The organism is Xanthomonas sp. NCPPB 3761, assembly GCF_041475705.2.
Classification (GTDB): Bacteria; Pseudomonadota; Gammaproteobacteria; order Xanthomonadales; family Xanthomonadaceae; genus Xanthomonas; species Xanthomonas phaseoli.
On record NZ_CM191262.1, the window covers coordinates 4,461,320 to 4,485,514 of the forward strand.

Annotated in this window: 17 protein-coding genes and 1 pseudogene; 9 read left to right on the forward strand and 9 right to left on the reverse strand. The window is 65.5% G+C overall.

Annotated elements, in window-relative coordinates:
* Positions 1-113: 113 nt before the first annotated feature.
* Positions 114-2,648, reverse strand: coding sequence for a PepSY domain-containing protein (locus ACCQ00_RS19520; protein ID WP_039574390.1), 2,535 nt, complete (start codon positions 2,646-2,648; stop codon positions 114-116).
* A 230-nt stretch (positions 2,649-2,878) separates the two neighbouring features.
* Between ACCQ00_RS19520 and ACCQ00_RS19525 the strand changes: the two genes are divergently transcribed.
* Positions 2,879-3,631: a DNA/RNA non-specific endonuclease gene (locus tag ACCQ00_RS19525; RefSeq protein ID WP_039574389.1), complete on the forward strand. Its 753-nt coding sequence runs from the start codon at positions 2,879-2,881 to the stop codon at positions 3,629-3,631.
* Positions 3,632-4,002: 371 nt separating this feature from the next.
* Here the strand turns inward: ACCQ00_RS19525 and hemB are convergent, their stop codons facing one another.
* Both hemB and ACCQ00_RS19535 read right to left on the reverse strand, forming a co-directional pair.
* On the reverse strand, positions 4,003-4,995 hold the full coding sequence (gene hemB / locus ACCQ00_RS19530; protein WP_017156264.1) for a porphobilinogen synthase: 993 nt from the start codon (positions 4,993-4,995) through the stop codon (positions 4,003-4,005).
* 209 nt (positions 4,996-5,204) lie between these two features.
* On the reverse strand, positions 5,205-5,447 hold the full coding sequence (locus ACCQ00_RS19535; protein ID WP_017156266.1) for a hypothetical protein: 243 nt from the start codon (positions 5,445-5,447) through the stop codon (positions 5,205-5,207).
* Positions 5,448-5,669: 222 nt separating this feature from the next.
* On the opposite strand from ACCQ00_RS19535, the gene ACCQ00_RS19540 reads away from it, so the two are divergent.
* Complete coding sequence (locus ACCQ00_RS19540) at positions 5,670-6,140, forward strand: hypothetical protein (protein ID WP_017159294.1); 471 nt, start codon at positions 5,670-5,672, stop codon at positions 6,138-6,140.
* A gap of 98 nt (positions 6,141-6,238) precedes the next feature.
* Here the strand turns inward: ACCQ00_RS19540 and ACCQ00_RS19545 are convergent, their stop codons facing one another.
* Positions 6,239-8,029 carry a DUF885 domain-containing protein gene (locus ACCQ00_RS19545; RefSeq protein ID WP_039574385.1) on the reverse strand — a complete coding sequence of 597 codons (1,791 nt, stop codon included), beginning with the start codon at positions 8,027-8,029 and terminating at the stop codon, positions 6,239-6,241.
* Positions 8,030-8,328: 299 nt separating this feature from the next.
* Between ACCQ00_RS19545 and ACCQ00_RS19550 the strand changes: the two genes are divergently transcribed.
* Positions 8,329-8,700, forward strand: coding sequence for a hypothetical protein (locus tag ACCQ00_RS19550; RefSeq protein ID WP_011052694.1), 372 nt, complete (start codon positions 8,329-8,331; stop codon positions 8,698-8,700).
* A gap of 231 nt (positions 8,701-8,931) precedes the next feature.
* Here the strand turns inward: ACCQ00_RS19550 and ACCQ00_RS19555 are convergent, their stop codons facing one another.
* Together ACCQ00_RS19555 and ACCQ00_RS19560 are read right to left on the reverse strand one after the other, a co-directional pair.
* Positions 8,932-11,181, reverse strand: coding sequence for a S9 family peptidase (locus ACCQ00_RS19555; protein WP_039574382.1), 2,250 nt, complete (start codon positions 11,179-11,181; stop codon positions 8,932-8,934).
* Positions 11,182-11,692: 511 nt separating this feature from the next.
* Positions 11,693-12,381 (reverse strand): annotated as a pseudogene (locus ACCQ00_RS19560) (glutathione binding-like protein).
* Between the two features lie 27 nt (positions 12,382-12,408).
* Between ACCQ00_RS19560 and ACCQ00_RS19565 the strand changes: the two are divergent.
* From ACCQ00_RS19565 to ACCQ00_RS19590, 6 genes are all read left to right on the forward strand, one after another.
* Positions 12,409-12,600 (forward strand): hypothetical protein, encoded by a 192-nt coding sequence (locus tag ACCQ00_RS19565; RefSeq protein WP_017156271.1) that lies wholly within the window; start codon positions 12,409-12,411, stop codon positions 12,598-12,600.
* 166 nt (positions 12,601-12,766) lie between these two features.
* Positions 12,767-15,781, forward strand: coding sequence for a TonB-dependent receptor (locus tag ACCQ00_RS19570; protein ID WP_039574380.1), 3,015 nt, complete (start codon positions 12,767-12,769; stop codon positions 15,779-15,781).
* A 186-nt stretch (positions 15,782-15,967) separates the two neighbouring features.
* On the forward strand, positions 15,968-16,669 hold the full coding sequence (locus tag ACCQ00_RS19575; protein ID WP_039574379.1) for a SapC family protein: 702 nt from the start codon (positions 15,968-15,970) through the stop codon (positions 16,667-16,669).
* The gene (locus ACCQ00_RS19580) at positions 16,659-17,672 is read left to right on the forward strand and encodes a cupin-like domain-containing protein (protein WP_039574376.1); all 1,014 of its coding nucleotides are present in this window, start codon (positions 16,659-16,661) and stop codon (positions 17,670-17,672) included. The genes ACCQ00_RS19575 and ACCQ00_RS19580 overlap by 11 nt, the downstream gene beginning before the upstream one ends.
* A 10-nt stretch (positions 17,673-17,682) precedes the next feature.
* Positions 17,683-19,248 (forward strand): tryptophan halogenase family protein, encoded by a 1,566-nt coding sequence (locus ACCQ00_RS19585; RefSeq protein WP_039574374.1) that lies wholly within the window; start codon positions 17,683-17,685, stop codon positions 19,246-19,248.
* 139 nt (positions 19,249-19,387) lie between these two features.
* On the forward strand, positions 19,388-20,398 hold the full coding sequence (locus ACCQ00_RS19590; RefSeq protein ID WP_039574372.1) for an energy transducer TonB: 1,011 nt from the start codon (positions 19,388-19,390) through the stop codon (positions 20,396-20,398).
* Between the two features lie 214 nt (positions 20,399-20,612).
* On the opposite strand, the gene ACCQ00_RS19595 is transcribed toward ACCQ00_RS19590, so the two are convergent.
* The 3 genes from ACCQ00_RS19595 to ACCQ00_RS19605 are packed head-to-tail and all read right to left on the reverse strand — an operon-like array spanning position 20,613 to position 24,182.
* On the reverse strand, positions 20,613-21,806 hold the full coding sequence (locus ACCQ00_RS19595; RefSeq protein ID WP_017156277.1) for an ABC transporter permease: 1,194 nt from the start codon (positions 21,804-21,806) through the stop codon (positions 20,613-20,615).
* Complete coding sequence (locus ACCQ00_RS19600; protein ID WP_039574370.1) at positions 21,803-22,549, reverse strand: ABC transporter ATP-binding protein; 747 nt, start codon at positions 22,547-22,549, stop codon at positions 21,803-21,805. The genes ACCQ00_RS19595 and ACCQ00_RS19600 overlap by 4 nt, the downstream gene beginning before the upstream one ends.
* A gap of 31 nt (positions 22,550-22,580) precedes the next feature.
* Complete coding sequence (locus ACCQ00_RS19605) at positions 22,581-24,182, reverse strand: alpha/beta hydrolase (RefSeq protein WP_039574368.1); 1,602 nt, start codon at positions 24,180-24,182, stop codon at positions 22,581-22,583.
* Positions 24,183-24,195 lie beyond the last annotated feature (13 nt).

A 24,195-nucleotide genomic window follows, 5' to 3' on the forward strand; every position in this document is an offset into this window, starting at 1 on the left:
ACTCGAAAGGAGTCAGCCGTGCCCTGGGGTTCTGTGCTCTCTGCAACCGCCTAGCGCGCATTCACTGCGTTGCCAGCCGATGTAAGGCCGGACTGCAGCGGTCATGACCGCACTCAGTACACATCGCGCCGATAGCGGCCCGCCGCGGTCAGCGATTCCAGTCGCGAGTCGCCGAGCAGGTCTCGCAACGTGGCATCGACTTCGCGCGCCATGCTGTCCAGACTGCCGCAGACGTAAATCACCGCACCGCGGTCGATCCAGTGCCGCAGCGTGTCGCCGGCGTCGCGCACGTGATGTTGCACATAGCGTTTTTGCGGTTGATCGCGCGAGAACACCCACTCCAGCTGCTGTAGATGCCCACTGGCCTGCCAGGCCTGCAGCTCGTCGGCGAACAGGCGGTCGTGCGCCGCATGCCGTTCGCCGAACAACAACCAGTGCCCATGCACGCCGGCCAACTCGGCCTCGCGTAGCAGCGCGCGCAGGCCCGCAATGCCGGTGCCGTTGCCGATCAAGACCATCGGCATCGTTTCGAGCCGATGGAACCCGGGATTGGTGCGCAACCGTGCGCGCACCGGCGTGCCGATCGCCGCATGGCAGATCAACCAACCCGAACCCAGACCGGGACGACCATCGGCACGTGCCGTCAGCCGCACCACCACCATCGCAGTGCCGTCGGCCGGGACGCTGGCGAGCGAATAATCGCGTGTGGGCAGCCAGGCGCATGCGTCCAGCCAGGTCTGCGGATCAGGGCGATGGGCAAGTGGCGTTGCGGGCGGCTCGGGCAGTACGCGCTCGGCAGCAGCCTGATGCAATGGCAGCAGCTGCGCATCCACGTGCACCAGCGCGTCCGGCGCCAGGCCCCATGCCGCCAGACAGGCGTGCACCTGTGCGTGGGCATGCGCGGGCTGCACTTCGAGGATGTCGCCGGCCTGCCATTGCGCATCGGCAGGCGGCTGCAGATCGACGCGCCAGATCGGCGCCCCCTCGCTGCCCGGATTCAGATGCATGCGCGAGGACAGGGTCCATTCGGTCAGTTTGGGACGTGCCAGCGGCGCCACGCGCATGGGTGCACCGGCGATCTGGCCCAGCTGCGCATGCCATTGCGCCAGTGCCTGCGGATCGGCCTTGTCCAGTTCCACTGCAGGAAACAGCGCGCGTGCACCCTGCGCATCCAGCCACTGTTCGACGCGCCGCGAGAATCCGCAGAACTGCGCGTATTGGCGGTCTCCCAGCGCCAGCACCGCGTAGGTCAGCTGCGGCAATGCCAGGCGTTGCCGCAGCAGTCCGCGCTCGAAACCGCGTGCCGCATCCGGTGGCTCGCCATCGCCAAACGTGCTGATCACAAACAACGCATGCCCGGTGCGTTGTAGCGCCTGCGCCTCCAGCTGCGCCAGCGAGCGCACCTGCACCGGCAAACCGGCAGCTTGCAGATGCCCGGCGGCCTGCCACGCCAGGCGCTCGGCAAAACCGCTCTGGCTGGCAAACGCAATCAACCACGGTGCCGCTTGCGAGGCCTGTGCTGCGCCTTGCAACACCTTGCGCGCAGCGCGCAGTTCGCGTTTTTTGCGGCGCCGATCCAGATACAGCATCCAGCCGGTGACGAAGAAGACCGACATGGCCAGGCTGGCCAGCATCACCACGATGCGCCCGGGCAACCCGAAGAAACTGCCCGAATGCAGCGGGAACATGCTCACCGCCAATTGCTGCCCGCGCGGCAGCAGCGCGTAGTCCTGACGCTGCAGCAGTGCTCCGCTGTCCGGCGCGATATCCAGGCTGTTGTAGGCGCGGTCGTGAGCGGGATGGTCGGGCAAGAACCGCACATTCAACGGCTGCCCGGCGCGCGTGGGAATGCGCAGATCCAGGGCGGCGCTGCGCGTGGCGGGAATGCCATCGAGCGTGCGCTGCACGCGCGCAAGATCGACGGTGGCCGGGCGGCTAGCGCCGTTGTCGCCACGTATCGCGGGCGCAGCGCCGAGCAAGGCCATCATGCCATCGCGATACCAGGGGTAGGACCAGGTCAGCCCGGTCAGCGCGACCAGCAAATACACCAGCAAGCACCAGGTGCCGAACACCGCGTGCAGGCTCCACAAAAAACTGCGCCCCTGCCGTCGCCATTCCACCACCCACCAGGTGCGCGGGCTCCACCACCGTCGCGGCCAGCGCAGATACAGCCCCGATGCGCAGAAGAACAGCAAGACGAAGGCGCTCGCACCGGTGACCGCCTGCCCGCGCTTGCCGGCCGTCAGGTTGCGGTGCAGGTCTTCGATGAAGGCAAACGCAGCGCTCAGCCGCGGCGGCGCGACTCGCTCACCCGTATAGGGATCGAAGTACACCCGGCCCGCGCCCTTGCCGGCGAGGCGCGCGGCAGACGGGCGCGCACCCGTAGGATCGATCAACAGGCGCGTCACCGTCTGTTTGTGACCTGCACCGGCTGGCGCCAGATCGAGCCGTTGCAACAGCACATCCACCGGCAAGGGCCGCTCGCCCGCCGCATGCCGCTGCGCCAGCTGCGCAATGGCCGGGTTGGCCAGACGCACGATCTCGTTTTCGAACGACATCGCCGCGCCGGTCAACCCCATCACCGACAGCACCAGCCCGGCAGTGATGCCGAGCAGCCAATGCAGCTGGAACAGGAGCGTCTTGATCAAGACCTGGACACGAAACAGGACGGCCGGCCATTGTAGATGAGAATGAGTCTCGCATCCGATCTGCATCGATGCTCATGGCGTTGCGGCGTCTTGCCCGCCGCGCGCCCGCAAGCGCCTTGTCTTGCCTGCGGCGTCCTGCCGCGCCGTCATCTGCCGCACATGAGGCGGTCATCGTTTGGACATCGCCTGTTGCCACCTTCCCCACTCCCCCTTGGCAAGCGAGCTCTGCAATGTCCTTCCTCCTGCGTGGTTGCGTGGCCCTGGCCCTGTTGTGCACGACCTCCGTGGCGGTGGCCGCCACCAGTTGTCCCAGCCTGTACGCGAACGGCACCCCGCCCAGCGTGGGCAGCAGCACGACCCGCACCACCGAGGTGTGCCACACCGAATACGTGCTGCTGGCCTCGGGCGTGACCAAGGACCCGGTGTATTCGGCCGAGCACCTCACCGACCAACAGGTTGCCGGCGCCGAGGCGATCGGCCGGGTCGGCTCCTTCCACGACGAAACCGGTATTCCGGCCGCCGATCGCTTGAAGAGTTCCGACTACACCAATACCGGCTACGACCGCGGGCACATGACGCCGGCCGGCGATGCATCGACCGAAAGTTCGGAAAAAGAAACCTTTTCCATGGCCAACGTCGTCCCGCAGGACCACAAGCTCAACACCGGCGAGTGGGCGCACATCGAAGAACAGGTGCGTCAGTTGGCCAAGCAACACGGCGAGTTGTACGTGGTGACCGGCCCTGCGTTCGACAGCGGCACTGCAGCGACGATCGGCACCGACAAGGTCGCCGTCCCGGCGTATGTGTGGAAGGCCATCTACGAACCGGGCGTGGGCGCGGGGGCGTATCTGTGCGTCAACGACAGCAGCATCAACTGCGATGTGGTGTCGATCGACGACCTGGTCATGATGACCAACGTCGACCCGTTCCCCTCGCTCAGCGCCAGCGTGAAGTCGCAGGCGATCGCGTTGGTGCTGCCCTGAGACGAGAGACGGGATTCGGGGTTTGCACCACTATCAGTTGCTAGCTCGGCGCTGCGCCGTCGCCAGGCGCGTTCCGCGGCTGACCCGGAAATTTCAAGCGTCGCGCGCCGGCCTGTTGCGGCGTACGCAAGCCATAGCATCAGAAGGTTTGAACGCTCTTGCATGGGAGCGACGTGCCGTATTGCATCCGATGCAGGCGGCACGTCGACATCCCCGATCCAGCGGGCGCTGGTGCCTCTCTCAGGCTAACGACCGGCCATGGAACCGAACCGCCCGCTCCGGATCCTGCTGCGCGCAGGCGACTGCTTGGCAGAAGCGAGCGCTCCTATCCATGCACAACTGAAATGCGCGCCGTCCCACCGTGCTCGCGCTCAGCGCGTTTCGCGCAACCAGCGTGCCACTTGCGGGGCGAAATACGTCAACACGCCATCGGCACCGGCACGCTTGAAGGCCATCAACGCCTCGAGCACGCACTTGCGCTCATCCAGCCAGCCATTGGCCGCGGCCGCCTTGAGCATCGCGTACTCGCCGCTGACCTGATACGCAAAGGTCGGCACGCGGAATTGGTCCTTCACCCGGCGCACCACATCCAGATACGGCATGCCCGGCTTGACCATCACCATGTCCGCGCCTTCTTCCAGATCCAGCGCGATCTCGCGCAAGGCTTCATCGCCGTTGGCCGGGTCCATCTGGTAGGTGGTCTTGTCGGCCTTGCCCAGATTGCCGGCGCTGCCCACCGCATCGCGGAACGGGCCGTAGAACGCCGAAGCATACTTGGCCGAGTACGCCATGATCCGCACGTTGAGATGATCGTCGGCATCGAGCGCGCGGCGGATCGCACCGATGCGGCCATCCATCATGTCCGAAGGCGAAATGATGTCCACGCCGGCCTGCGCATGCGACAACGATTGCTTGACCAGGGCCTGGACCGTAATCTCGTTGAGCACATAACCCTTGGCGTCGATGATGCCGTCCTGGCCGTGGGTGGTGTACGGGTCCAGCGCCACGTCGGTCATGACGCCCAGCTCCGGAAAGCGCGACTTCAACGCCCGCACCGCGCGCTGCGCCAGGCCGTCCGGGTTCCAGGCCTCGGCCGCGTCCAGGCTTTTGCCGGCCGGGTCGATCACCGGGAACAGGTCGATCACCGGAATGCCCAGTTCCAACGCGTTTTCCGCCTCGCGCAGCAACTCGTCCAGCGACAGGCGTTCCACGCCCGGCATCGAGGCAATCGGCGCGCGGCCAGGCAATTCGTGCACGAACACCGGCCAGATCAGGTCGTCGGTGGTCAGCGTGTTTTCGCGCATCAACCGACGCGAAAACGCATCGTGGCGCATGCGGCGGGGGCGATAGTGCGGGTGGGCCATGGCAAGGCTCCTAGAGACAGCGCATCAGTTTACGCCCGCCGTCACGCGCAGGACGCGCTGCGACGCAGTGTCGCAGCGCTGCAACGGCGCGGATTCTGCGTGCGTGCGCCGCACGCAGCGCACCGAACGCTGCCGACACAGGCGCTGCTCGACTCGCGCACGCGACACGCGCAGGCACGCATCCACATCGCCGCCTATCGAAAAGCTTGTTAGATAATCCCGCCGCCCAGGGTCAGGCGCATCACCCCGACCACGATCACCAAGCCGTTGAGCACCAGGCCGGTCTTGGCACGGCCGCGGTTGCCTGCCGAGGTGAACAACAGCGCGATGGCGGCGATCAGCGCGCCCACGGCCGCGAACGGAATCAGGAACCAGTTGCCCCACCCCAGCAGCGGGATGAAGGCCAACACCATCCAGAGCAACGCCACGATGCCCCACAACAGGCTGATCAATCCCACGTGCCACCTCGTCTTGAAGAAAGCACGAGCTTACCGGCGCGGCCGTCCTCGCGCCGTGGGCGGGTGGTCATCATGACCAATGGCGGTTTGGCGGCAGCCTCACACCGGCATGGCTAGGGTGCGCCAAAGTCCGGCGCGATTCAGTCCAGGCGCCGGATCATCGCTGTCACTACCCGGCTGTCATTACCCAGCTTTCATTACCCAAGGGGTCCCACCATGCGCAAGCAGTCGCTGATCAGGAACGTTGCCATCGCAGCGGCTACCGCCGCCTTGCTGGCCGGCTGCGCCAGCAGCTCCAAGGTGATGCTGGGCCAGGCGCGCGCGCCGATCGACCCGGCGCAGGTGCAGGTGTATTCCAACGCACCGGTCGGCTCGGTGGAAATCGCCCAGCTCGAATCGACCAGCGCCGCCGGCTTCGGCACCCAGGGCCAGACCGACGCCGCCGTGCAACGCCTCAAGCGCGAAGCCGCCAAGCTCGGCGCCAACGGCGTGGTCATCGTCGGCGTGGGCTCCGAACGCTCCGGCGGCGGCCTGTCGGTCGGCGGTGGCAGCTACGGCGGCCGCGTCGGCGGCGGCGTAGGGATCGGCATCCCCACCACCCAGAAGCGCGCAGCAGGTGTGGCGATCTGGGTGCCGGCGGGGGCACAGCAGCGCCCGGCACCGGATGCTCCGCCAGCGACACGGTAAAGCCCGCAAGATTCACTCGCATCAAGACGCCAGGGCGCGACGGACGGCTGTTTTCAGCCGCCCGTCGCGCCCTGGCGCTTTGCATCCGACAAGGCTGGTTAGCGCTTGCCTTGTTGCGCAGGAATGAACTGCGTCTCCACCGCCTTGGCCAGCTGGTCCGGTGGCAGCAGGCCCTGGTCCAGCAGGAAGTTGTTGAAGGCCAGGCGGTCGAACTTCTTGCCCAGGGCCAGTTCGGTGCGCATGCGCAGTTCGAGGATGCGGGTGTAGCCGTAGAAATAGCTGCCGGCCTGGCCGGGGGCGCGGACGGTGTAGCGGTCCAGTTCCTGGCGGGTCATGGCCGGCGACAGGCCGACGTCGTCTTCCAGTACCTGGCGCGCGCGTTCGCGGTCGATCAGGCCCAGGTTGAGCATCGGGTCGAGCATGGCGCGGGCGGCGCGCAGCAGGCGGAACTGCAGGGCGATGAGCTGGCCGTCGAGCGGTTCGTACGGCACCATTTCCGCTTCGGCATACAGCGCCCAGCCTTCGACGTTGACCGAGTTGAAGGCAAACATGCTGCGCGCCAGCGACACGCCGCGTTCGACCATGGCGGTGAACTGCAGTTCGTGGCCGGGGCGGCCTTCGTGGGCGCTGAGCGTCCAGGCGGCCGAGCCGAAGTTGAAGTCGTCGTACTGCTCTTTCTTGGCGCCATCGGCGGTCGGATTGCCCAGCGGCAACACGAACTGGCCCTGCTGGCCGGTATTGCCGATCAGCGGGGCCGGCAGGAAATGCGGGGCCGGTTGCGCCGCGCTTTCGGCGGCGCTGCCCAGGCGCATCTGCATCGGGCGGTTGGGCACATCGACGATGCGCTGCTGGCGGATGATCGGGTCGATCTGATCGATCACACCGCGGTAGCGGGTTTCCAACTGGTCGTCGGCGATCTTGTTGCCCTTGAGCGCGCGGATCACCTGCACATAATCGCCGCCCTGCACGCCCTTGGCCTTGGCCACCAGCGGCGCCAGCTGGCGCATGGCCGAGCGGGTCTCCATGAACTCCAGTTGCGCGCGCTGGATCAGCTGCTGCGGGGCGATGTCGATGCCGACCTGCTTGAGCTGAAACGCGTAGAGCGGCTCGGGCAGACGGGTGTCCTTGCGCGCCTTGGGCAGCACGTTGCTGCGCGTCCAGGCGGCGTAGTCCTTCAGTTGCGTGGACATGGCCTTGAGCGCCTCGTCGGCGCCGGCGATCTTGTACTTGGCGAACAGCTCGCCGATCCCAGCAACGTAGGTGTCCACATTGGCCAGCGCCTGCTCCACTTCGCGCTGGGTGGGCTGCAGCAACGCGGTGTTGCCCAGCTTTTCCTCGTAGCGCTGGCGCGCCAGCGTGGTGGTCGGCGTGCTTCCCGGCACCAGGCCGACGTAGCGCTTGAGGCGATCCAGCGCCTTGGCGCGGCGCTCGGGCACGGTCTGGTCGGAGAGCAGCCCGTTGAGGCCACTGAAGACCGCCTCGGGAGCGTCGCTCCAGGGCAACAGATAGCGCTCGTTGAGCTCGCTGCCTTCGATGTTCTGCTCGGCGGCGCGGATCATGATCTGCAGATCCTGGCGCACGTTGGCATCGCGTTCGGTGGCCAGCTTGGCTTGCAGCGTGGCGCGCGCCTTGCGCATGGCATCGCGATAACGCGCGGCGTTGTCCGGGCCGAGGTCGACGACCTGATCGTCGTAGCCGGGCACGCCGAAGAAGCTGGCGTATTCGGGCTGGAACGGCGCCTGCGCATTGAGCAGGATCTGCGCATAGCCGTTGCTGGTCTGTACCCAGGCCGGGCTGGCGGGTACCTTGGCGGTGCTTTGAATGGTCTGCGCCTGGAGCGGCAAACAGGTGCCGAGCGCCAGAGCGACGGCAATCACAAGAGGCTTCATCGAGAAGATTCCAACGGGGCGATGCGCGACCGTACGCGGAGCGCGCGGCGCCGACAACCTGCCGAAGGTCATCGTGCCTGCCGCCACAATCCATCTCCGCGCCGCACACAAAGAATCGATACAAGCAGACAGGCGAAGGGATTCATAGATCAAGCCGGAAACAGAAGACTGGCCTCATACAATGTGGCGCTGCGCACCTGCTTTCACACGCTTACTACAGAGGCCAGCTGCACCCTTACCGACTTTGACTTACCATAGATAGAACGTACACTTCAAGAATCAGCACTCAAGGAATTGTCATGAAACGCTGGATAGGGATGTTTGCAGTTCTTCTGTTCACTCAGGCGGCTAGCGCAGCGGGACAAAGTGTTTATCAAGAGCTGGCATGCCGCAGCAATGACCCCTTTGTTTTTTGTACCCAGGGGTGCAAAGACGAGGACAAAAACTGGACTCCGATTGATCCAATCTCCGGGACCTGGGTCGCTGTTCCAGGCTATTGCCCGTGGCCAACGAGTACCGGACCATGTTGCGTCGGCAATGTCTGCTTCAACGTCTGGACACAGACTGCCGTCACCGCAGTAGGCCAGTACATGAGTATTTGTCCCCAAGCGAAGAAGCAGGGCCAGTGGAAAGGAAAGCAACGGCCTGAAAAAGTTCCGTTTGACCATTAAACGGCGCCTTCCAGATACCGTCTCGTTTGAAGTGCAGCAAGCGCGGGTGTGTTGCGAGCGCAGCACCCTCACCACGCTTAAGTCTGCATCGAGACACATGAGAGTTGCCCGGCTTCGACACTATGCATTGAGCCGTCTGCTCCTTACTGGATAGAAAGCTTGAATCTCTGACCAAGGAGTAGTCGCTACTCCCTGTTTTCAGTGGCGTTCACCCATCTCGAACAGACGTATTCAATCAGACGTCGGGGTCGCAGATGGCGCCAAGCAGCGTTTGAGAAACGCTTCGGCGGTCTTGTAACGATGCAGCGCCGTTGCACCCGACAACCCATGCTTCGCACCGGGATACGTCATCAACTCGAATGCGGTGCCGCGCTGCTGCAGCGCGCTCATCAGCGCGGTGGAATTGGTGAACAGCACGTTGTCGTCGGCCATGCCGTGGATCAGCAGCAGCTTGGCGCGCAGGCCATCCAGATGCGTGGCGATGCGTGCGTCGCGGTAGCCTGCGGCGTTGCGCGCCGGCAGGTCCATGTAGCGCTCGGTGTAATGCGTGTCGTACAGGCCCCAATCGGTGACCGGTGCGCCGGCCACGCCACAGGCATAGGCGTCGCTGTGCTTGGCCAGCAGCATCAGGGTCATGTAACCGCCGTTGGACCAGCCCTGCACGCCGATGCGCTTGGCATCCACCCAAGGCTGTTGCTTGAGCCAGGCCACGCCTTGCAACTGGTCGTCGACCTCCACCGTGCCCTGCCTGCCGTACAGCGCGCCACCGAACGCACGTCCGCGCCGCGGCGTGCCGCGGTTGTCCAGCGAAAACACCACGTACCCGCGCTGGGCCAGGTACTGGTCGAACAAGGCATCGCCGCGGCTGGGCCAGGCATCGAGCACGGTCTGCGCCGCCGGGCCACCGTACACGTAAACGATGACCGGGTAACGCTTGGCCGGATCGAACTTGTCCGGCGTGGTCAGCCGGTAATGCAGCGGTGTCCTGCCATCGGCGGCGGTGAGCGTGCCGAATGCGATCGGGCGCTGCGCATCGCGGTAGGTGGCGTAAGGATGCTGCGGATCGCTCAGGTCGTTCTTCAGCAGCGTGGCGATCTTTTCGCCACTGGCGCGGAACAACTCGATCTGCGGCGGCGTGGTGGTGTTGGACCAGGTATCGACGTACACGCTGGCGTTGCTTGCGAAACTGGCCGCGTGCGTGCCGTTGGTGTTGGAGCGCTTTTCGATCGCGCCACCGGCCAGGGGGACGGCGTAAATATGGGTTTGGGTAGGCCCGTCCTTGCTCGCGGCGAAATACACCGTGCCGGCCTGCTCGTCGACGGCAAGCAAGGCATCGACCACCCAGTTGCCGGAGGTCAAGGGCGTCAACGTGCGGCCGTCTTCGGATGCGAGATACAGATGCTCGTAGCCGCTGCGCTCGGAGTTCCAGAGAAAGCGGCCATCCTTGAGGAACCGCAGGTCGTTGCTGAGCGGCACCCAGGTGGGCGAGGTTTCGGTGATGAGCGTGCGCTGCGTGCCACTGGCCAGCGTGGTTTCGATCAACTCAAGGGTTTTCTGGTCGCGCGATTGCCGCTGGAAGGTCAGGCGCTGTGCATCGCGCCAGTCCACGCGCGCCAGATAGATGTCCGGGTTCTTGCCCAGGTCGATCCAGCGCGGGGTCGCCTTGGCGCGCGGTGCGATCACGCCCAATTGCACCGCGACATTCGGCTGACCGGCCTGCGGATAGCGCTGGCTGATCACCTCGGTATGGTCGGCATACACTTCCGGGCGCTTTTGCACGGGCACCTGTGATTCGTCGATGCGCGCAAAGGCGATCGCCGAGTCGTCCGGCGCCCACCAATAGCCGGTGTGACGGTCCATTTCTTCATCGGCAACGAATTCGGCCACGCCATTGCCGATGGTCTCGCTCCCATCGTGGGTCAGCTGCAGCGCGTTGCCGTTGGCCAACTCGATGACCCACACGTTGCGTTCGCGCACGAAGCTGACGAAACCGCCCTTGGGCGAGAGCTTGGCGTCGGTGGCAAAGCCTTCCCCGTGGGTGAGCTTGCGTACCGCGGCCGCGCCGGTCTTGCGCAGGTCGTACAGGTACAACTCGCCACCTAGCGGGAACAGCAGCGCTTGCGCATCCGGTGCCCATTGGTAATCGACGATGCCGGTGAATGCGGCGATGCGCTGACGTTCACGACGTGCTTTTTCGACATCGCTCAAGACCTCGGTGCCGGGCAACACGATTTTTGAATCGACCAACAGGCGCGTCTGGCCGCTGGCAATGTCGTATTCCCACAGATCCAGCTGATTGCGATCGCTGTCCTTGCCGCGCAGGAAGGTCACGCGCGAGCCATCCGGCGCCACCCTGGGCTTCATCAACGTGGGACCGGAAAGCGGCAACGGGCCGGTGATGGCCTCCAGGGTGAGTTTTTCGGCGTGGGCCATGGGAATGGTGCTGAGCATGAGGGCAAGGGTGACCAACAGGGCGCGCATCGATGATCCTGTCTGACGATTGCGCACAGGATGCGGGGGCGTGCGGTATTTGAGAAGTGCAGCGGTCTTGTGTGTGGCAATTGAAAGACGGTGCGCACGATGCTGCGTTGTATCGCGGATGTTGTCGTGCACGGGCCAGCCTGGGTGCCGATAGATGTTGACGCGCGCTGCGGATGGACCATCGCGGGTTTGAGGTGGCTTCGGTGATGGGTGAGTGCGGATTTGATGCGAGATCCGTACCCTCACCCCAACCCCTCTCCCGAGGGGAGAGGGGCTCTCGCTGGCTTTTTCTGCCGGGAGACAGTGGCGCGTTGCGCCGGATGCGGGCGGGCGCCGCCTGTGTAGTGCGATTGAACCGCTGCGTAGTGCGGTGTCTGACTGCGTGACTGCATGAAGCGATGCAATGCAGTGCGCCCACCTGCGCAGCAGACCCTGGCGCAGCCCCGACAGCACCGCGCTTCAGCACTCCGCTTTCGCACGCAGGCTCCGCCCCCTGCCCAAGCCCTACGCCTCAGCGCTTGCCGAACAGGTGCTTGCGCTCTTCATCGCTGAGCGGCTTGCCGGCATTGGGATTGACCTGTTCCTTGAGCGCATAGGCGCGCTGGGTGGCCGGGCGGGCGGCGATGGCGTCGTGCCAGCGCTTGAGATGCGGAAAGGCGGCGTAGTCCGGCTTGAGGTCGCCATACACTTCGATCCACGGATAGCTGGCCATGTCGGCGATGCCGTAGTCATCTCCCGCCAGGAAGGCGTGGTCGGCCAGGCGCTTGTCGAGCACGCCATGCAGGCGACGCACCTCGGCCTGTAGCGCTCGATCGCGTAAGCAATCTTTTCCGGTGCGTAGACGTTGAAGTGACCCATCTGGCCGCTCATCGGGCCCAGCCCGCCCATCTGCCAGAACAGCCATTCCAGTGCAGCGATCCGGCCGCGGGCATCGCGCGGCAGGAAGCGGCCGGTCTTCTCGGCCAGATACAGCAGGATCGCCCCGGACTCGAACACGCTCTGCGCACCGCCGCCATCGGCCGGTGCATGGTCGACGATGGCCGGCATCTTGTTGTTGGGCGAAATCTGGAGAAATGCAGGTTCGAATTGCTCGCCCTTGCCGATGTCCACCGGCTTGAGGGCGTACTGCAGCCCGGCCTCTTCCAGAAACAGCGTGACTTTGTGCCCGTTGGGCGTAGGCCAGTAATACAGATCGATCATCGTGCGCTCCAGTCGAAGGTGGGGTCGTTGCGGCAGACCGAATTCAAGGCGGCTGCCTGGCATGCAGGCATCGGGCCGGCAACGCACTCGCCGCTGACCAACCCGCTTGCCAGGCGCGCATCCGAGGCGTGCGCCCGCGATGTCGGTGCCATCGCCTGTCGAGATACGTTGCCATCCAAGCGCGATGGTAAGGCCAAGCGTTTGCATCCGGCTGCATGACACGCCTCGCTCGGTGGAACGATGTGTGACGCAACAGGGTCGCGGCCGATGCTGCAGTGCAAATTGACTTTGTTAAGGCCGCAATAACAAATGCTCGATTGTTCCATTGACCTTTGCCTGTCCCGCCTGGGGCCGGCCTTATCTTCTGTTTGGGGAAGCAACTACCGTGAGAGAGACTCGCACCCTGCCGCGCACGCGGCGCTTGACGTCTGCCCTGCTGTTCGCCTTGTCGACTCCGCTGGCCGCGCAGACCGCGCCGGCGCCGCAGGCGGCATCCACTGTCCCGGGTTCCAGCCAGGCCGATCCCGCCACCCTCGATACCGTCCAGGTCAGCGGTATTCGCGGCAGCCTTACCTCGTCGATGAACGTCAAACGCGATGCGCAAGGCATCGTCGACGGCATCGTGGCCGAAGACATCGGCAAATTCCCTGATACCAACCTGGCCGAATCGTTGCAGCGCATCAGCGGTGTGTCGATCGACCGCTCGCTGGGCGAAGGCTCGCGCGTCACCGTGCGTGGCGTCGGCCCGGACTTCAACCTGGTGCTGTTGAACGGCCGCCAGATGCCGGGCGCCAGCATCGAAGAATCCAACGCCTCCAACTCGCGTGCGTTCGACTTCGCCAACCTGGCGTCCGAGTCGATCTCCGGCATCGAGGTGTTCAAGACCAGCCGTGCCAGCACGCCCACCGGCGGTATCGGCGCGACCATCAACATCAAGACCGCCCGGCCGCTGGATAACCCCGGCATGCATGCCAATGTGGGCCTCAAGGGTGTGCATGATGCTTCCAACGAGAATCTGCCCGGCCGCTTGCAGGGCGATTCGCTGACGCCGGAAATTTCCGGCATTTTCAGCAACACCTCGGCCGACGGGCGCTTTGGCGTGTCGCTGAGCGGCAGCTACCAGGAACGCGACTTCGGCTACAGCCAGGTCGGCGTGCCCAATGGCTGGCGCGCATTCCGTGGCGATTCCACCGCCTACGGCACCATTCCGCAGCCCGGTGCACCGGGTTCGGAAAACATCGTCAACCGCCCCGGGCCGAACGATATCTATTCGGTGCCGCAGAACCTCAACTACCGCGTGGTCGGCGTCGAACGCCAGCGCACCAACGGCCAGCTGGTGCTGCAGTACAAGCCGCTGGACAACATCACCACCACGCTGGATTACACCTATTCGGAAAACAAGATCCAGCAGCAGCGCAACGAGATGTCGGTGTGGTTCAACTACGGACCGTCCGCCAGCTCCTGGACCAAGGGACCGGTCGCAGGCCCGATTACCTATTCGGAAATCGTCAATCCGCCCACCAGCGATCTGGCCACCGCCGGCTCCAATGCGGCCACGCGTAACCAGAACAAGTCGCTGGGTTTCAACGTGGATTGGGCGGTGAACGACCAGTTCAAGCTCAACTTCGACATCCACCGCTCCACTGCCGAAGCCGGCGCGGACAGCCCGTACGGGTCGAGCAACTCGCTGGGCGTGTCCGGTTTCTACCGCGGCACCTCGGTGGTGGATTTCAGCAAGGATTTCCCGGTGCTGCAGCAGCAGCTGGGCTTCGGGCTCAATGGCCTGGATCCGTCGCGCACGCTGGTCACCGGCTCGGCGTTCCGCAATAGCTACATGAAGTCGGAAATCGATCAGGCGCAGGTCAACGGCGATTTCACCTTCGAAAACTATTCGCAGTTGAAGTTCGGCATCGGCAGCACCGAGGTCAAGAACCGCTCGGCGTTTTCCAATGTGCAGCGCGACACCTGGGGCGGCAACGGCACGGCAGCCGACTATCCGGACGACCTGTGGATTCCCAGCTCGTTCGCGCAGTACTTCGATGCGATCGACGGCAGCGGCAATCCGGCACAGTTCAACCAGCTGTTCCTGTTCGACTTCGAGCGCGCGCGCCAGGCCGCTGCGCAAGCCGCTGGGGATGAGTCGCTGTACCGTATCTCGCCGGTGTTCACCACCGACCGCCGCGTCACCGAAAAATCCAAGAACGCCTACCTGCAGTGGGGCAATAGCTGGGACGATCTGCGCGTGCCGATCAGCCTGGCCGCCGGCGTGCGTTACGAGGAAACCAAGGTGGAAGCGCGGGCGCTGGTACCGGTGGCCGTGGGCATCGACTGGGTCGCCAACAACGAGCTGCCGATCCGGCTGGCCGACTCGGCGTTCTCCGGTGGCAGCGGCAAGTACGAATACTGGCTGCCCAGCCTGGACCTGAGCTTCAGGCTGCGCGAAGACCTGGTACTGCGCGGCAGCTATGGCGAAACCATCGGCCGACCCGGCTGGGGCGACATCCAGGGCGGGCAGACGCTCAACCAGATCGGCCGCATCGAAGGCGGCTCCGGCCAGGAAGGCAATCCCGGCCTCAAGCCATTGCTGTCGCACAACATCGACCTGTCGCTGGAGTGGTACTACGGCGACGCGAGCTACGCCTCGGTGGGCTTCTTCCGCAAGAACATCGACAACTACGTCGGCGTCACCACCCGCAACGACACCTCGCTCGGCCTGCACACGCCGGTGGGCGGCGCCTACTGGAACCAGGCGCTGGCCAATGGCTGTGCCACTGCCGACCTGACCTGCATCCGCAACTACATCTTCCGCAACTTCGCCGGTCAGCCGGGCGTGGTCCGCGGAACCGACGACACCAATGGCAATGCCACCGGTACGATCAGCGGTCAGCCGGGCGACCCGGTCGCCAACTTCTCCATCACCGCGCCGGCCAACCAGCGTTCGGCCTCGCTGGATGGTTGGGAATTCAACGTGCAGCACATGTTCGGCCAGAGCGGTTTCGGCGTGTCGGCCAACTACACCAAGGTCGATTCCGGGCTGACCTACAACAACTACGTGATCGGCGAGCAGTTCGCGCTGGAAGGGTTGAGCGATTCGGCCAACCTGGTCGGTTTCTACGACAAGGGGCAATGGCAGGTGCGTGCGGCCTACAACTGGCGCGACGAGTTCCTGGCCGCGCGTTTTGACGGCAGTGGCCTGCCCAACCCGGTCTACACCGAAGCCTATGGTCAGCTGGATCTGAGCATCGGCTACCAGTGGACCGATAACCTGTCGCTGAGCCTGGAAGCGATCAACCTCACCAACGAAATACAGCGCCAGCACGGCCGGCAGAAGAACGAGATCATCTATGCCACCCAGACCGGCCCGCGCTACATGCTGGGGCTGCGCTACAAGTTCTGGTGATGCCGCTGTGGCGATGCAGGATTAACTGCATCGCCCCAGCAAGCCGCACGTTCCCCGGCAGCATGACCGCCGGGGAACGTACACGGCCGTTGCACCGCCCGAGGACGTGAAGGCATCCGGGGCTTGCCGTGCAATGGCGATTCGTTGAAGCATGGGCCACGCGCCCCGCGTGCTGTGCCAATCCCCATGACCAATGCTGTGTTGTTGAACAATCTCGATCACCGCGATCTGCGTGTGATCTCCGCGCACGGCGCCGCCTACGGCGATGACGTGATGTCGGCGGCGACCTTTCCGCAGGAATTTCGCCAGGTGCAGGCGCAATACCCCATCGTGTTCCATCGCAGCGGCGAGCGCAGTTTCCAGCCGCTGGCATTGCTGGGATTACGCCTGGGCGAAAACCTGTTCCTGGATGGCGCGCACTGGGATGCGCCCTACATCCCGCTGGCGATTGAGCGCCAGCCGTTCCTGATCGGCGAGCAGCCCGATGGGCCGATGGTGCATGTGGACCTGGACAGCCCACGCATCAGCCGCACCGAGGGCGAACCGCTGTTTCGCGAACACGGCGGCACCACCGAATTTCTCGACCGCATCAGCCAGGTGCTGCGCACGCTGCACGATGGCCTGGTGGCCAGCACGGGCTTCGTCGAACGTGCGCTGCGTTACGACCTGCTCGAACCCTTCGTGTTCCAAGCCACCTTGAACAACGGCCTGGAATGCCGCCTGGCCGGGCTGTATGTCGTGCACGAAGAACGCCTGCGCGCACTCAATGATGCGGCGCTGCTCGAACTGCACCGGCACGGCGATCTGGAACCGCTGTACATGGCGGTGGCCTCGATTGCGCAATTGCGCCATCTGCTCGAACGCATGAACCGCCGTCATGCCGGCTGAGCCACGCGCCATCGAGGAACGCCACGGCCTGGACCCGCAACAGCTGGACCCGGCCATCCTTCGCTCCACCACGCCGCTGGTGCTGCGCGGGCTGGTACGCGACTGGCCGCTGGCCCGCGCCGGCGCCAGTTCTGCGCAGGCCGCTGCCGCTTACCTGCGTGATTTCGACCGCGGCGAGGCAGTGGTGGCGCAAGTTGGGCCACCGGAGATCGGCGGGCGCTTTTTCTACAACGCGGACATGAGCGGCTTCAATTTCCGCCCCGAACGCGTGCCGCTGGGCGTGGTGCTGGACACCTTGCTGCGCGACCTGGACAACGCGCAGCCACCGGCCATCTACGTCGGCTCCACCACGCTGGACACCTACCTGCCCGGCCTGCGTGCAGCCAACCCGATCGCGCTGCCGCACGGCGAGCCGCTGGCCAGCATCTGGATCGGCAACCGCACCCGGATCGCCGCCCATCAGGACCTGCCCGACAACCTGGCCTGCGTGGTCGCCGGGCGACGCCGGTTTACACTGTTCCCGCCCGATCAGCTGGCCAATCTCTACATCGGCCCGCTGGATCTCACCCCGGCCGGGCAGCCGGTCAGCCTGGTGGATATCGCCGCACCGGACCTGCAGCGTTTTCCGCACTATGCGCAGGCGCTGGACCACGCCCTGGTCGCCGAGCTGGCGCCGGGCGATGCGCTGTTCATTCCCAGCATGTGGTGGCATCACGTCGAGGCGCTGGAGAGCTTCAACGTATTGGTGAACTTCTGGTGGCGGCAGAGCCCGGCCTACATGGATTCGCCGATGAACGCGCTGATGCTGGCACTGCTGACCATCCGCGACCTGCCGGCCGAACAACGCGCCACCTGGCAGGAAGTGTTTCGTCACTATGTCTTCGAGTCCGACGACAGCACCGCCGCGCATCTGCCCGATGCCGCGCGCGGTGTGCTGGCCCCGATGGACGACGCCAGCGCGCGCAGCCTGCGTGCGCGGCTGTTGCAACGCTTGAATCGCTGAGGATTTGACCATGCCCGACACCACGCCTTCGGACCCGCAACAGCGCCCGGTACGCCGCGTCGTCATCGCCGGTGGCGGCACGGCCGGCTGGATGGCGGCGGCAGCGCTGTCGAAATTGCTGGGCCGGCACCTGCAGATCACCCTGGTGGAGTCCGACGAGATCGGCACGGTGGGGGTAGGCGAAGCCACCATCCCCAGCCTGGTCACCTTCCACCGCTTGCTGGAAATCGACGAAGCCATGTTCATGGCCGCCACCCAGGCCACCATCAAGCTCGGCATCGCCTTCGAACACTGGCGCGATGTGGACCAGCACTACATCCATTCCTTCGGGCATGCCGGGACCGACCACTGGAGCGCCGGGTTCCAGCATTTCTGGTTGAAGGGGCGCCAGCGCGGGGTGGCGCGCGACTTCGGCGACTACTGCCTGGAACTGCGTGCGGCGCAGGAAGGCCGTTTTGCGCACCTGCCCAATGGCGGGATGAATTACGCCTATCACCTGGACGCCGGGCTGTACGCGCGCTTCCTGCGCCGCTTCAGCGAAGGCTTCGGGGTGCAGCGCATCGAGGGGCGTATCGGCCAGGTCGAGACCGACCCGGAGAGCGGCTTCCTCACCGCGCTGACCCTGCACAACGGCGCCCGCGTCGAAGGCGATCTGTTCATCGACTGCACCGGCTTTGCCGGCCTGCTGATCGGCAAGACGCTGGGCGTGGGCAGCGACGATTGGTCGCGCTGGTTGTTCGCCGACAGCGCGCTGGCGGTGCAGACCGAATCGATGGGTCCGCCGGTGACCTATACCCGTTCGCGCGCCGATCAGGCCGGCTGGATGTGGCGCATTCCGCTGCAGCACCGGGTGGGGAACGGCATCGTGTATTCCAGCCGCTACATGGACCAGGATGGCGCCCGTGCGGTGCTGGAACGCAACCTCACCGGGCGCGCGCTCACCGAACCGCGGCCGCTGCGCTTCACGCCCAACCAGCGCCACCGCGTGTGGGAGAAGAACTGCGTGGCGCTGGGCCTGGCAAGCGGGTTCCTGGAGCCGCTGGAATCGACCAACATCCATCTGATCCAGCGCGGCATCATCCGCCTGCTGCAGACCTTTCCGCAGGTGATCAACGCGGTCGACATCGCCGAGTACAACCGTCAGGCGGCCCAGGAGATCACCCACATCCGGGATTTCGTGATCCTGCACTACCACGCCACCGATCGCCGCGACACGCCGTTCTGGCGCGACTGCGCGGCCATGGACATCCCCGATTCGCTGCGCCACCGGGTGGAGTTGTTCCGCCAGAGCGGGCGGGTCTTCCATCAGGCCAACGAGCTGTTCGCGGAGAACTCCTGGGTGCAGGTGATGCTGGGCCAGGGCATCGTGCCGCAACAGCACCACCCGGTGGCCGACCTGATGGGCGATGTGGAGCTGGGCCGCTTTCTGGAGACCATCCGCACCCGGGTGGAGGCGGCGCTGGTGCGGTTGCCCGCGCACGCGGACTTCCTGCAGCGCTACTGCCCTGCCCCGCCGCTGCCCGAACCGGCCGCGCGCGTACCGGCCCCGCAGGTCATGGCGACCCCGGCCGGATAAATTTCGGCGATCTGCAGCGCAACCCTTGGCTTAGACCGCCCCAGCAATGCTAGATTGCGGCATTGCCGTCCATTGCGGGAACAATGGCCGGCGCTCGCCGCAGCAACGTTATCTTTCGCACTCGGGGTAAGGGGGACGCATGTTGGATCTGACACAGGGCCGTATGGCACGCCGGATCGCGCCGGTCATTTTGCTGGTGGGCCTGGCCGCCTGCTCCAAGCAGGAAGACAAGGCCGCCACCACCACGCCGGCGACCGGCGCCACACCGGCGGCAACGGCACCCACGCCGGCCACGGCGGTCTCGCCGCAGGTGCAGTCGATGGCTGCCGAACAATTGCGCGAATCGGCCACCAAGGCGCTGCAGGACAACCGCATGTACGCCCCGGCCGGCGACAACGCGGTGGAGTACTACCTGGCCTTGCGCGAGAAGCAGCCGCAGGACGCCACCGTCAACAGCGCGCTGACCGATCTGCTTCCCTATACCCTGATCGCCGCCGAACAAGGCATCAGCCGCGAAGAATTTCCCGAAGCGCAGCGCTTGATCGCGTTGATCGAGAAGGTCGACCCGCAGGCACCGGCATTGCCGCGCCTGAAGAGCGGCCTGGAAACGGGAATGAAGACCGCTGCCAACCGCTCCGAGCAGGATGCCGAGCAGGCCAAGAAGCAGGTCGAGGACAAGGCCAAGCAGGCGGCCGAGCAGAAGCGTCTGGCCGAGCAGCAGAGCCGTGAGGCCGCCGCTGCCCAGCAGATTGCCGCCCAGCAGGAAGCGGCGCGCCAGCAGACGGCCGAGGCCGAGCGCCAGGCCGCTGCACGGCGTCAGGCCGAGGCGCCGGCACCCACTCCGGCGGCACCGCGTCCGGCGCCAGCCGCCGCTGCTGCAGCCGCGCCGGCCGCGCAGTCGCTGCGTCCGATCAGCACCCCGGCCCCGCGCTACCCCGCCGAAGCACTGCGCTCGGGCACCTCGGGCGAGGTGCTGGTGGAACTGACGGTCGGCACCGACGGCTCGATCACCGCCTCGCGCGTGCTGCGCGCCAACCCGCCGCGCGTGTTCGACCGCGAAGCCCTCAACGCGGTCAAGCGTTGGCGCTTCGAACCGGTGGCCGCACCGGTGACCACGCGGCGCACGCTGTCGTTCAATCCGGGCGATTGATCGCCGGGTCGTTGATGACATGGAAACGCAAAAGCCCGCAGCGATGCGGGCTTTTGCGTTGTGGCAGTGGTGCGTTGTGGCAGTGGTGCGTTGTGGCAGTGGTGCGTTGTGGCGGTGCGTAGTGGCGGTGGTGTGTTGCCGCGGCAATGCAACGTCGGTGCCGCGTGTTGCAGGGTGCCGCCGGGACTTGCCGCAAACACCCACCGCAACACCCTCAGCCCGAAATCGCCAGACGCTCCTGGTGATAGCGGCGCACCGCGGCATACCACAGCAATGCCGCCACCCCGAAACCGGCCAGCAGATACACCGCCCAGGTCTGCAGGTTGATGGTCTCGTGACGGATCACCTTCAACAGCATCTGGTTCTGCGCCAGAAACGGCACCGCGAAATGCCACAGCTGCGTCTTCAGCGGATAGGCCATCAACGCGTAGCCCGGCAGCATCGGCAGCAGCAGCAACCAGGTCATGTGCGCCTGCGCTTCCTTCATGCTCTTGGCCGCGGCGGCCAGATAGGTCAGCAGCGAGGTGCCGACAAACAGCATCGGCACCAGGATGAAGAGCATTTGCAGCATCGGCACGAAACCGACATTGAGCTGGCGGCCCAGGTTGGATGTGGAGAGCTGCGCGCTCAGCTTGAATGCCAGCAAGGTGAGCAACAGCGACACCATGCCGATCACGCAGGCCGCAGCGATCTTGCCGCTGACGATGGCGCTGCGCGGCGCAGGCGTGGCCAGCAACGGCTCCAGCGACTGGCGTTCACGCTCGCCGGCGGTGGCGTCCAGAATCAACGAGGCGCCGCCCAGAAACGAGGTGATCACCAGCAACACCGGCAGCAGCATCGCCATCATCTGGCCGCGCTTGGCTTCGGCCGTGGCCAGGTCTTGCGCGGCCACTTCCAGGGGCCTGGAAACCTGCGCGTCGATACCGCGCGCCAGCAGCCGCAGTGCGCCGACCTGCTGGCTGTAGCCGGTGAGCGCGGCCTGCAGGCGCATGCTCGGCACATCGGCCTCGCGGCGGGTGCTGTCCTTGATGATCTCCACCAGCGCCGGCCGACCTTCGCGCCAATCCTCGGCGTAGCTGTCGCTGATGCGCAGCGCCACATCCACGTCCTGGTTGCGAATCGCTGCGGTCAGGTCGGCTGGCGCATCCACGGCATTGAGCCCTTGGGCGGCCAGAAATCGCACCAGATTCGGCGCGTTGCTGCGGCCGAGCGTGGGGATCTCCAGCGGCTTGTCGATCTGCGTACGCACGCGGCTTTCGCTCAGCGCGCCCATGCCCAGGATCAGGATCGGGTACAGCAACGGCGATAACAGCAACGCCAATGCCAGGGTGCGGCGGTCGCGCGAGATGTCGCGCAATTCCTTGCGCAGCACCGTCCATAGCGTGGACAACAATGCTGTGGTGCTCATGCGTGCAGTCCCTCGTCCGAGCCGATCGCCTTGACGAAGGCGTCTTCCAGATTGTGTTCACCGGTGGCAGCGCGCAGTTCGTCGGCGCTGCCGGATGCCACCACCTTGCCCTTGGCGATGATGACGATGCGATCGCACAGCGCAGCCACCTCCTGCATGATGTGGCTGGAAAAGATCACGCAACGTCCCTCCGCACGCAGCTGCTGCAGGAAGCCACGCATGGCGCGCGTGGTCATCACGTCCAGGCCGTTGGTGGGCTCGTCCAGGATCACGTTGCGCGGATCGTGCACCAAGGCGCGCGCAATCGCGGTCTTGGTGCGCTGGCCCTGGCTGAAGCCTTCGGTCTGGCGGTCGAGAATGTCGTCCATGTCCAATGCGCTGGCCAGCAGCTGCGTGCGCTGGGCGATCTGCGCGCGCGAGAGGCCATGCAACTGGCCGAAGTAGGCAATGTTCTCGCGTGCGGTCAGGCGCTTGTAGACGCCGCGTGCGTCCGGCAACACCCCGAGTGCACGGCGCACCGTTACCGGGTCGCGGGCGGCATCCACGCCATCCACGGCCACGCTGCCCTGGTCGGGCGCCATCAACGTGTAGAGCATGCGCAAGGTGGTGGTCTTGCCGGCGCCATTGGGGCCGAGCAGCCCGGTGATCTGGCCATCGGCGGCGCTGAAGCTGACCCCGTCGACGGCTTTCACCAGCCCGGTCTTGGTCTTGAACGACTTGTGCAGGGTATCGACGACGATCATGCAAGCGCCTCCGTGGCGTGGTCGATGTGGCTCATGGTTCCCATCCGTTGAACGAGGTGAAGGCGGGCACGGTGTTGAGGCTGGCAACGCAGCTGGTATCCAGCGCCTTGGCATCGGCGGTCTGCATGAACTGGCTCAGCACCTTGGGCATGCAGCCCAGCCGGAACACGCCATGCCCCTGCCCGGGCGCGATCACATGCCGGCCGTTGGGCAGCCCCTGCAGCACGCGCTCGGCATAGCGTGGCGGTGTGACCGGGTCGAGCTGACCGGAGAGCAGCAACACCGGCAACATGGAGCGGAACGGCGCGCTCGCAGCGGCCGGCGCCGGCTTGGACGGCCACACCTTGCACGGTGCGAAGAACATCTCGGCGACCTCGTTGCCCAGCAAGGTGGTGGCCTGGTGTGCGGGTGGGCGATAGCGCCCGGCATCTTCGCTGCACAACACCGACCATTGCATCAGGCGATTCATCTGATCGGACATGCCCGATGCGCTCATCTGCGCCAAGGCCATCAACGAGGCGTAACGCCCTGCGGCAGCTTCGTCCAGCACCAACGGCAACAACGATGCGGTTTCCGGCGCATACGAGAAACCGAACGCCAGGCCGGCCACGGTGTCGGCAGTGACCTGTTCGTGGCGTAAGCCACCGGTGCGCGGGTCGCGGTAGTCCACTGCCACCGGTGCCTGCCGCAACCGCTCCACCACCTGGCGCAACTGCGTGGCGGTATCGACAGGAAAGCGCTTGGCGCATGCAGGCTGCTGGCGGCATTGCGCAGACTGCAGCGCAATCGCATCTTCGAAGGTGCGCGCGAACTCGCCGCCGATCACCAGATCGTTCGGCGCCACGCCATCGATCACCACGGTGCGCGTGTGCTGCGGATAACGTGCGGCATAGTGCTGCGCCACACGCGTGCCGTACGAGGCACCGATCAAATTCAGTGTCTGCACGCCCAGTGCTGCGCGTACCGCATCCAGGTCGCCGATGGCTTCGCTGGTGGTGTAGTAGCGCGGGTCGGCGTCGTTGCGCAGACCATCGGCACATCGGGCCGCATACGCAGTCAATTGCTCGGCGGTGGCCTGGCTGCTGTTCTCCAGCGCCAGCGGCTTGCCGGCCGCGTCGCGACACGCCAGCGGATGCGAGCCACCGGTGCCGCGCTGATCGACCAGAAAGATGTCGCGCTGCTTGCGCACTTCGTGCAGGCCCATGTCCACGATCGCCGCGACTTCGGTGGCCGATTGCCCCGGCCCACCGGCAATGAAGAACACCGGGTCCGGCGTGCTGCCGCCGCCGGCGTCGCTTTCCAGCCAGGCGATCTTCAACGCGATGCTGCGCCCGCTCGGTGCGGCCGGATTTTCCGGCACGCGCAGGCTTGCGCACTGCGCTTCGATATTGCCGGCAGCACCGCCGGCGCTCAGCGTGCATGGGGTGAACAGCAACGTGCCGTAACGATTGCCTGCGGCATTGCCGGGTGGGGTGTGTGCAACGGGCTGCCGCGCAGCCGTACCCGGCGCTGTCGCGGTGGGTCTTGCCGCAACGTCCGTTGCTGCGGCCGGCGCTGCAGCGCGCTGGCATCCGGCCGCCAGCATCGCGATCAGCATTGCCGCCGCCATTGTGGATTGCTTGACCATCGTCATCCTATCTCCTGGT

What these genes read in the sequence shown, in the direction of transcription:
- ACCQ00_RS19525 (WP_039574389.1), top strand. Translation starts at nt 2,879, where the DNA reads ATGTCCTTCCTCCTGCGTGGTTGCGTGGCCCTGGCCCTGTTGTGCACG.
- hemB (WP_017156264.1), bottom strand. Translation starts at nt 4,995, where the DNA reads ATGGCCCACCCGCACTATCGCCCCCGCCGCATGCGCCACGATGCGTTT.
- ACCQ00_RS19540 (WP_017159294.1), top strand. Translation starts at nt 5,670, where the DNA reads ATGCGCAAGCAGTCGCTGATCAGGAACGTTGCCATCGCAGCGGCTACC.
- ACCQ00_RS19545 (WP_039574385.1), bottom strand. Translation starts at nt 8,029, where the DNA reads ATGAAGCCTCTTGTGATTGCCGTCGCTCTGGCGCTCGGCACCTGTTTG.
- ACCQ00_RS19550 (WP_011052694.1), top strand. Translation starts at nt 8,329, where the DNA reads ATGAAACGCTGGATAGGGATGTTTGCAGTTCTTCTGTTCACTCAGGCG.
- ACCQ00_RS19555 (WP_039574382.1), bottom strand. Translation starts at nt 11,181, where the DNA reads ATGCGCGCCCTGTTGGTCACCCTTGCCCTCATGCTCAGCACCATTCCC.
- ACCQ00_RS19575 (WP_039574379.1), top strand. Translation starts at nt 15,968, where the DNA reads ATGACCAATGCTGTGTTGTTGAACAATCTCGATCACCGCGATCTGCGT.
- ACCQ00_RS19580 (WP_039574376.1), top strand. Translation starts at nt 16,659, where the DNA reads ATGCCGGCTGAGCCACGCGCCATCGAGGAACGCCACGGCCTGGACCCG.
- ACCQ00_RS19585 (WP_039574374.1), top strand. Translation starts at nt 17,683, where the DNA reads ATGCCCGACACCACGCCTTCGGACCCGCAACAGCGCCCGGTACGCCGC.
- ACCQ00_RS19590 (WP_039574372.1), top strand. Translation starts at nt 19,388, where the DNA reads ATGTTGGATCTGACACAGGGCCGTATGGCACGCCGGATCGCGCCGGTC.
- ACCQ00_RS19595 (WP_017156277.1), bottom strand. Translation starts at nt 21,806, where the DNA reads ATGAGCACCACAGCATTGTTGTCCACGCTATGGACGGTGCTGCGCAAG.
- ACCQ00_RS19600 (WP_039574370.1), bottom strand. Translation starts at nt 22,549, where the DNA reads ATGATCGTCGTCGATACCCTGCACAAGTCGTTCAAGACCAAGACCGGG.
- ACCQ00_RS19605 (WP_039574368.1), bottom strand. Translation starts at nt 24,182, where the DNA reads ATGACGATGGTCAAGCAATCCACAATGGCGGCGGCAATGCTGATCGCG.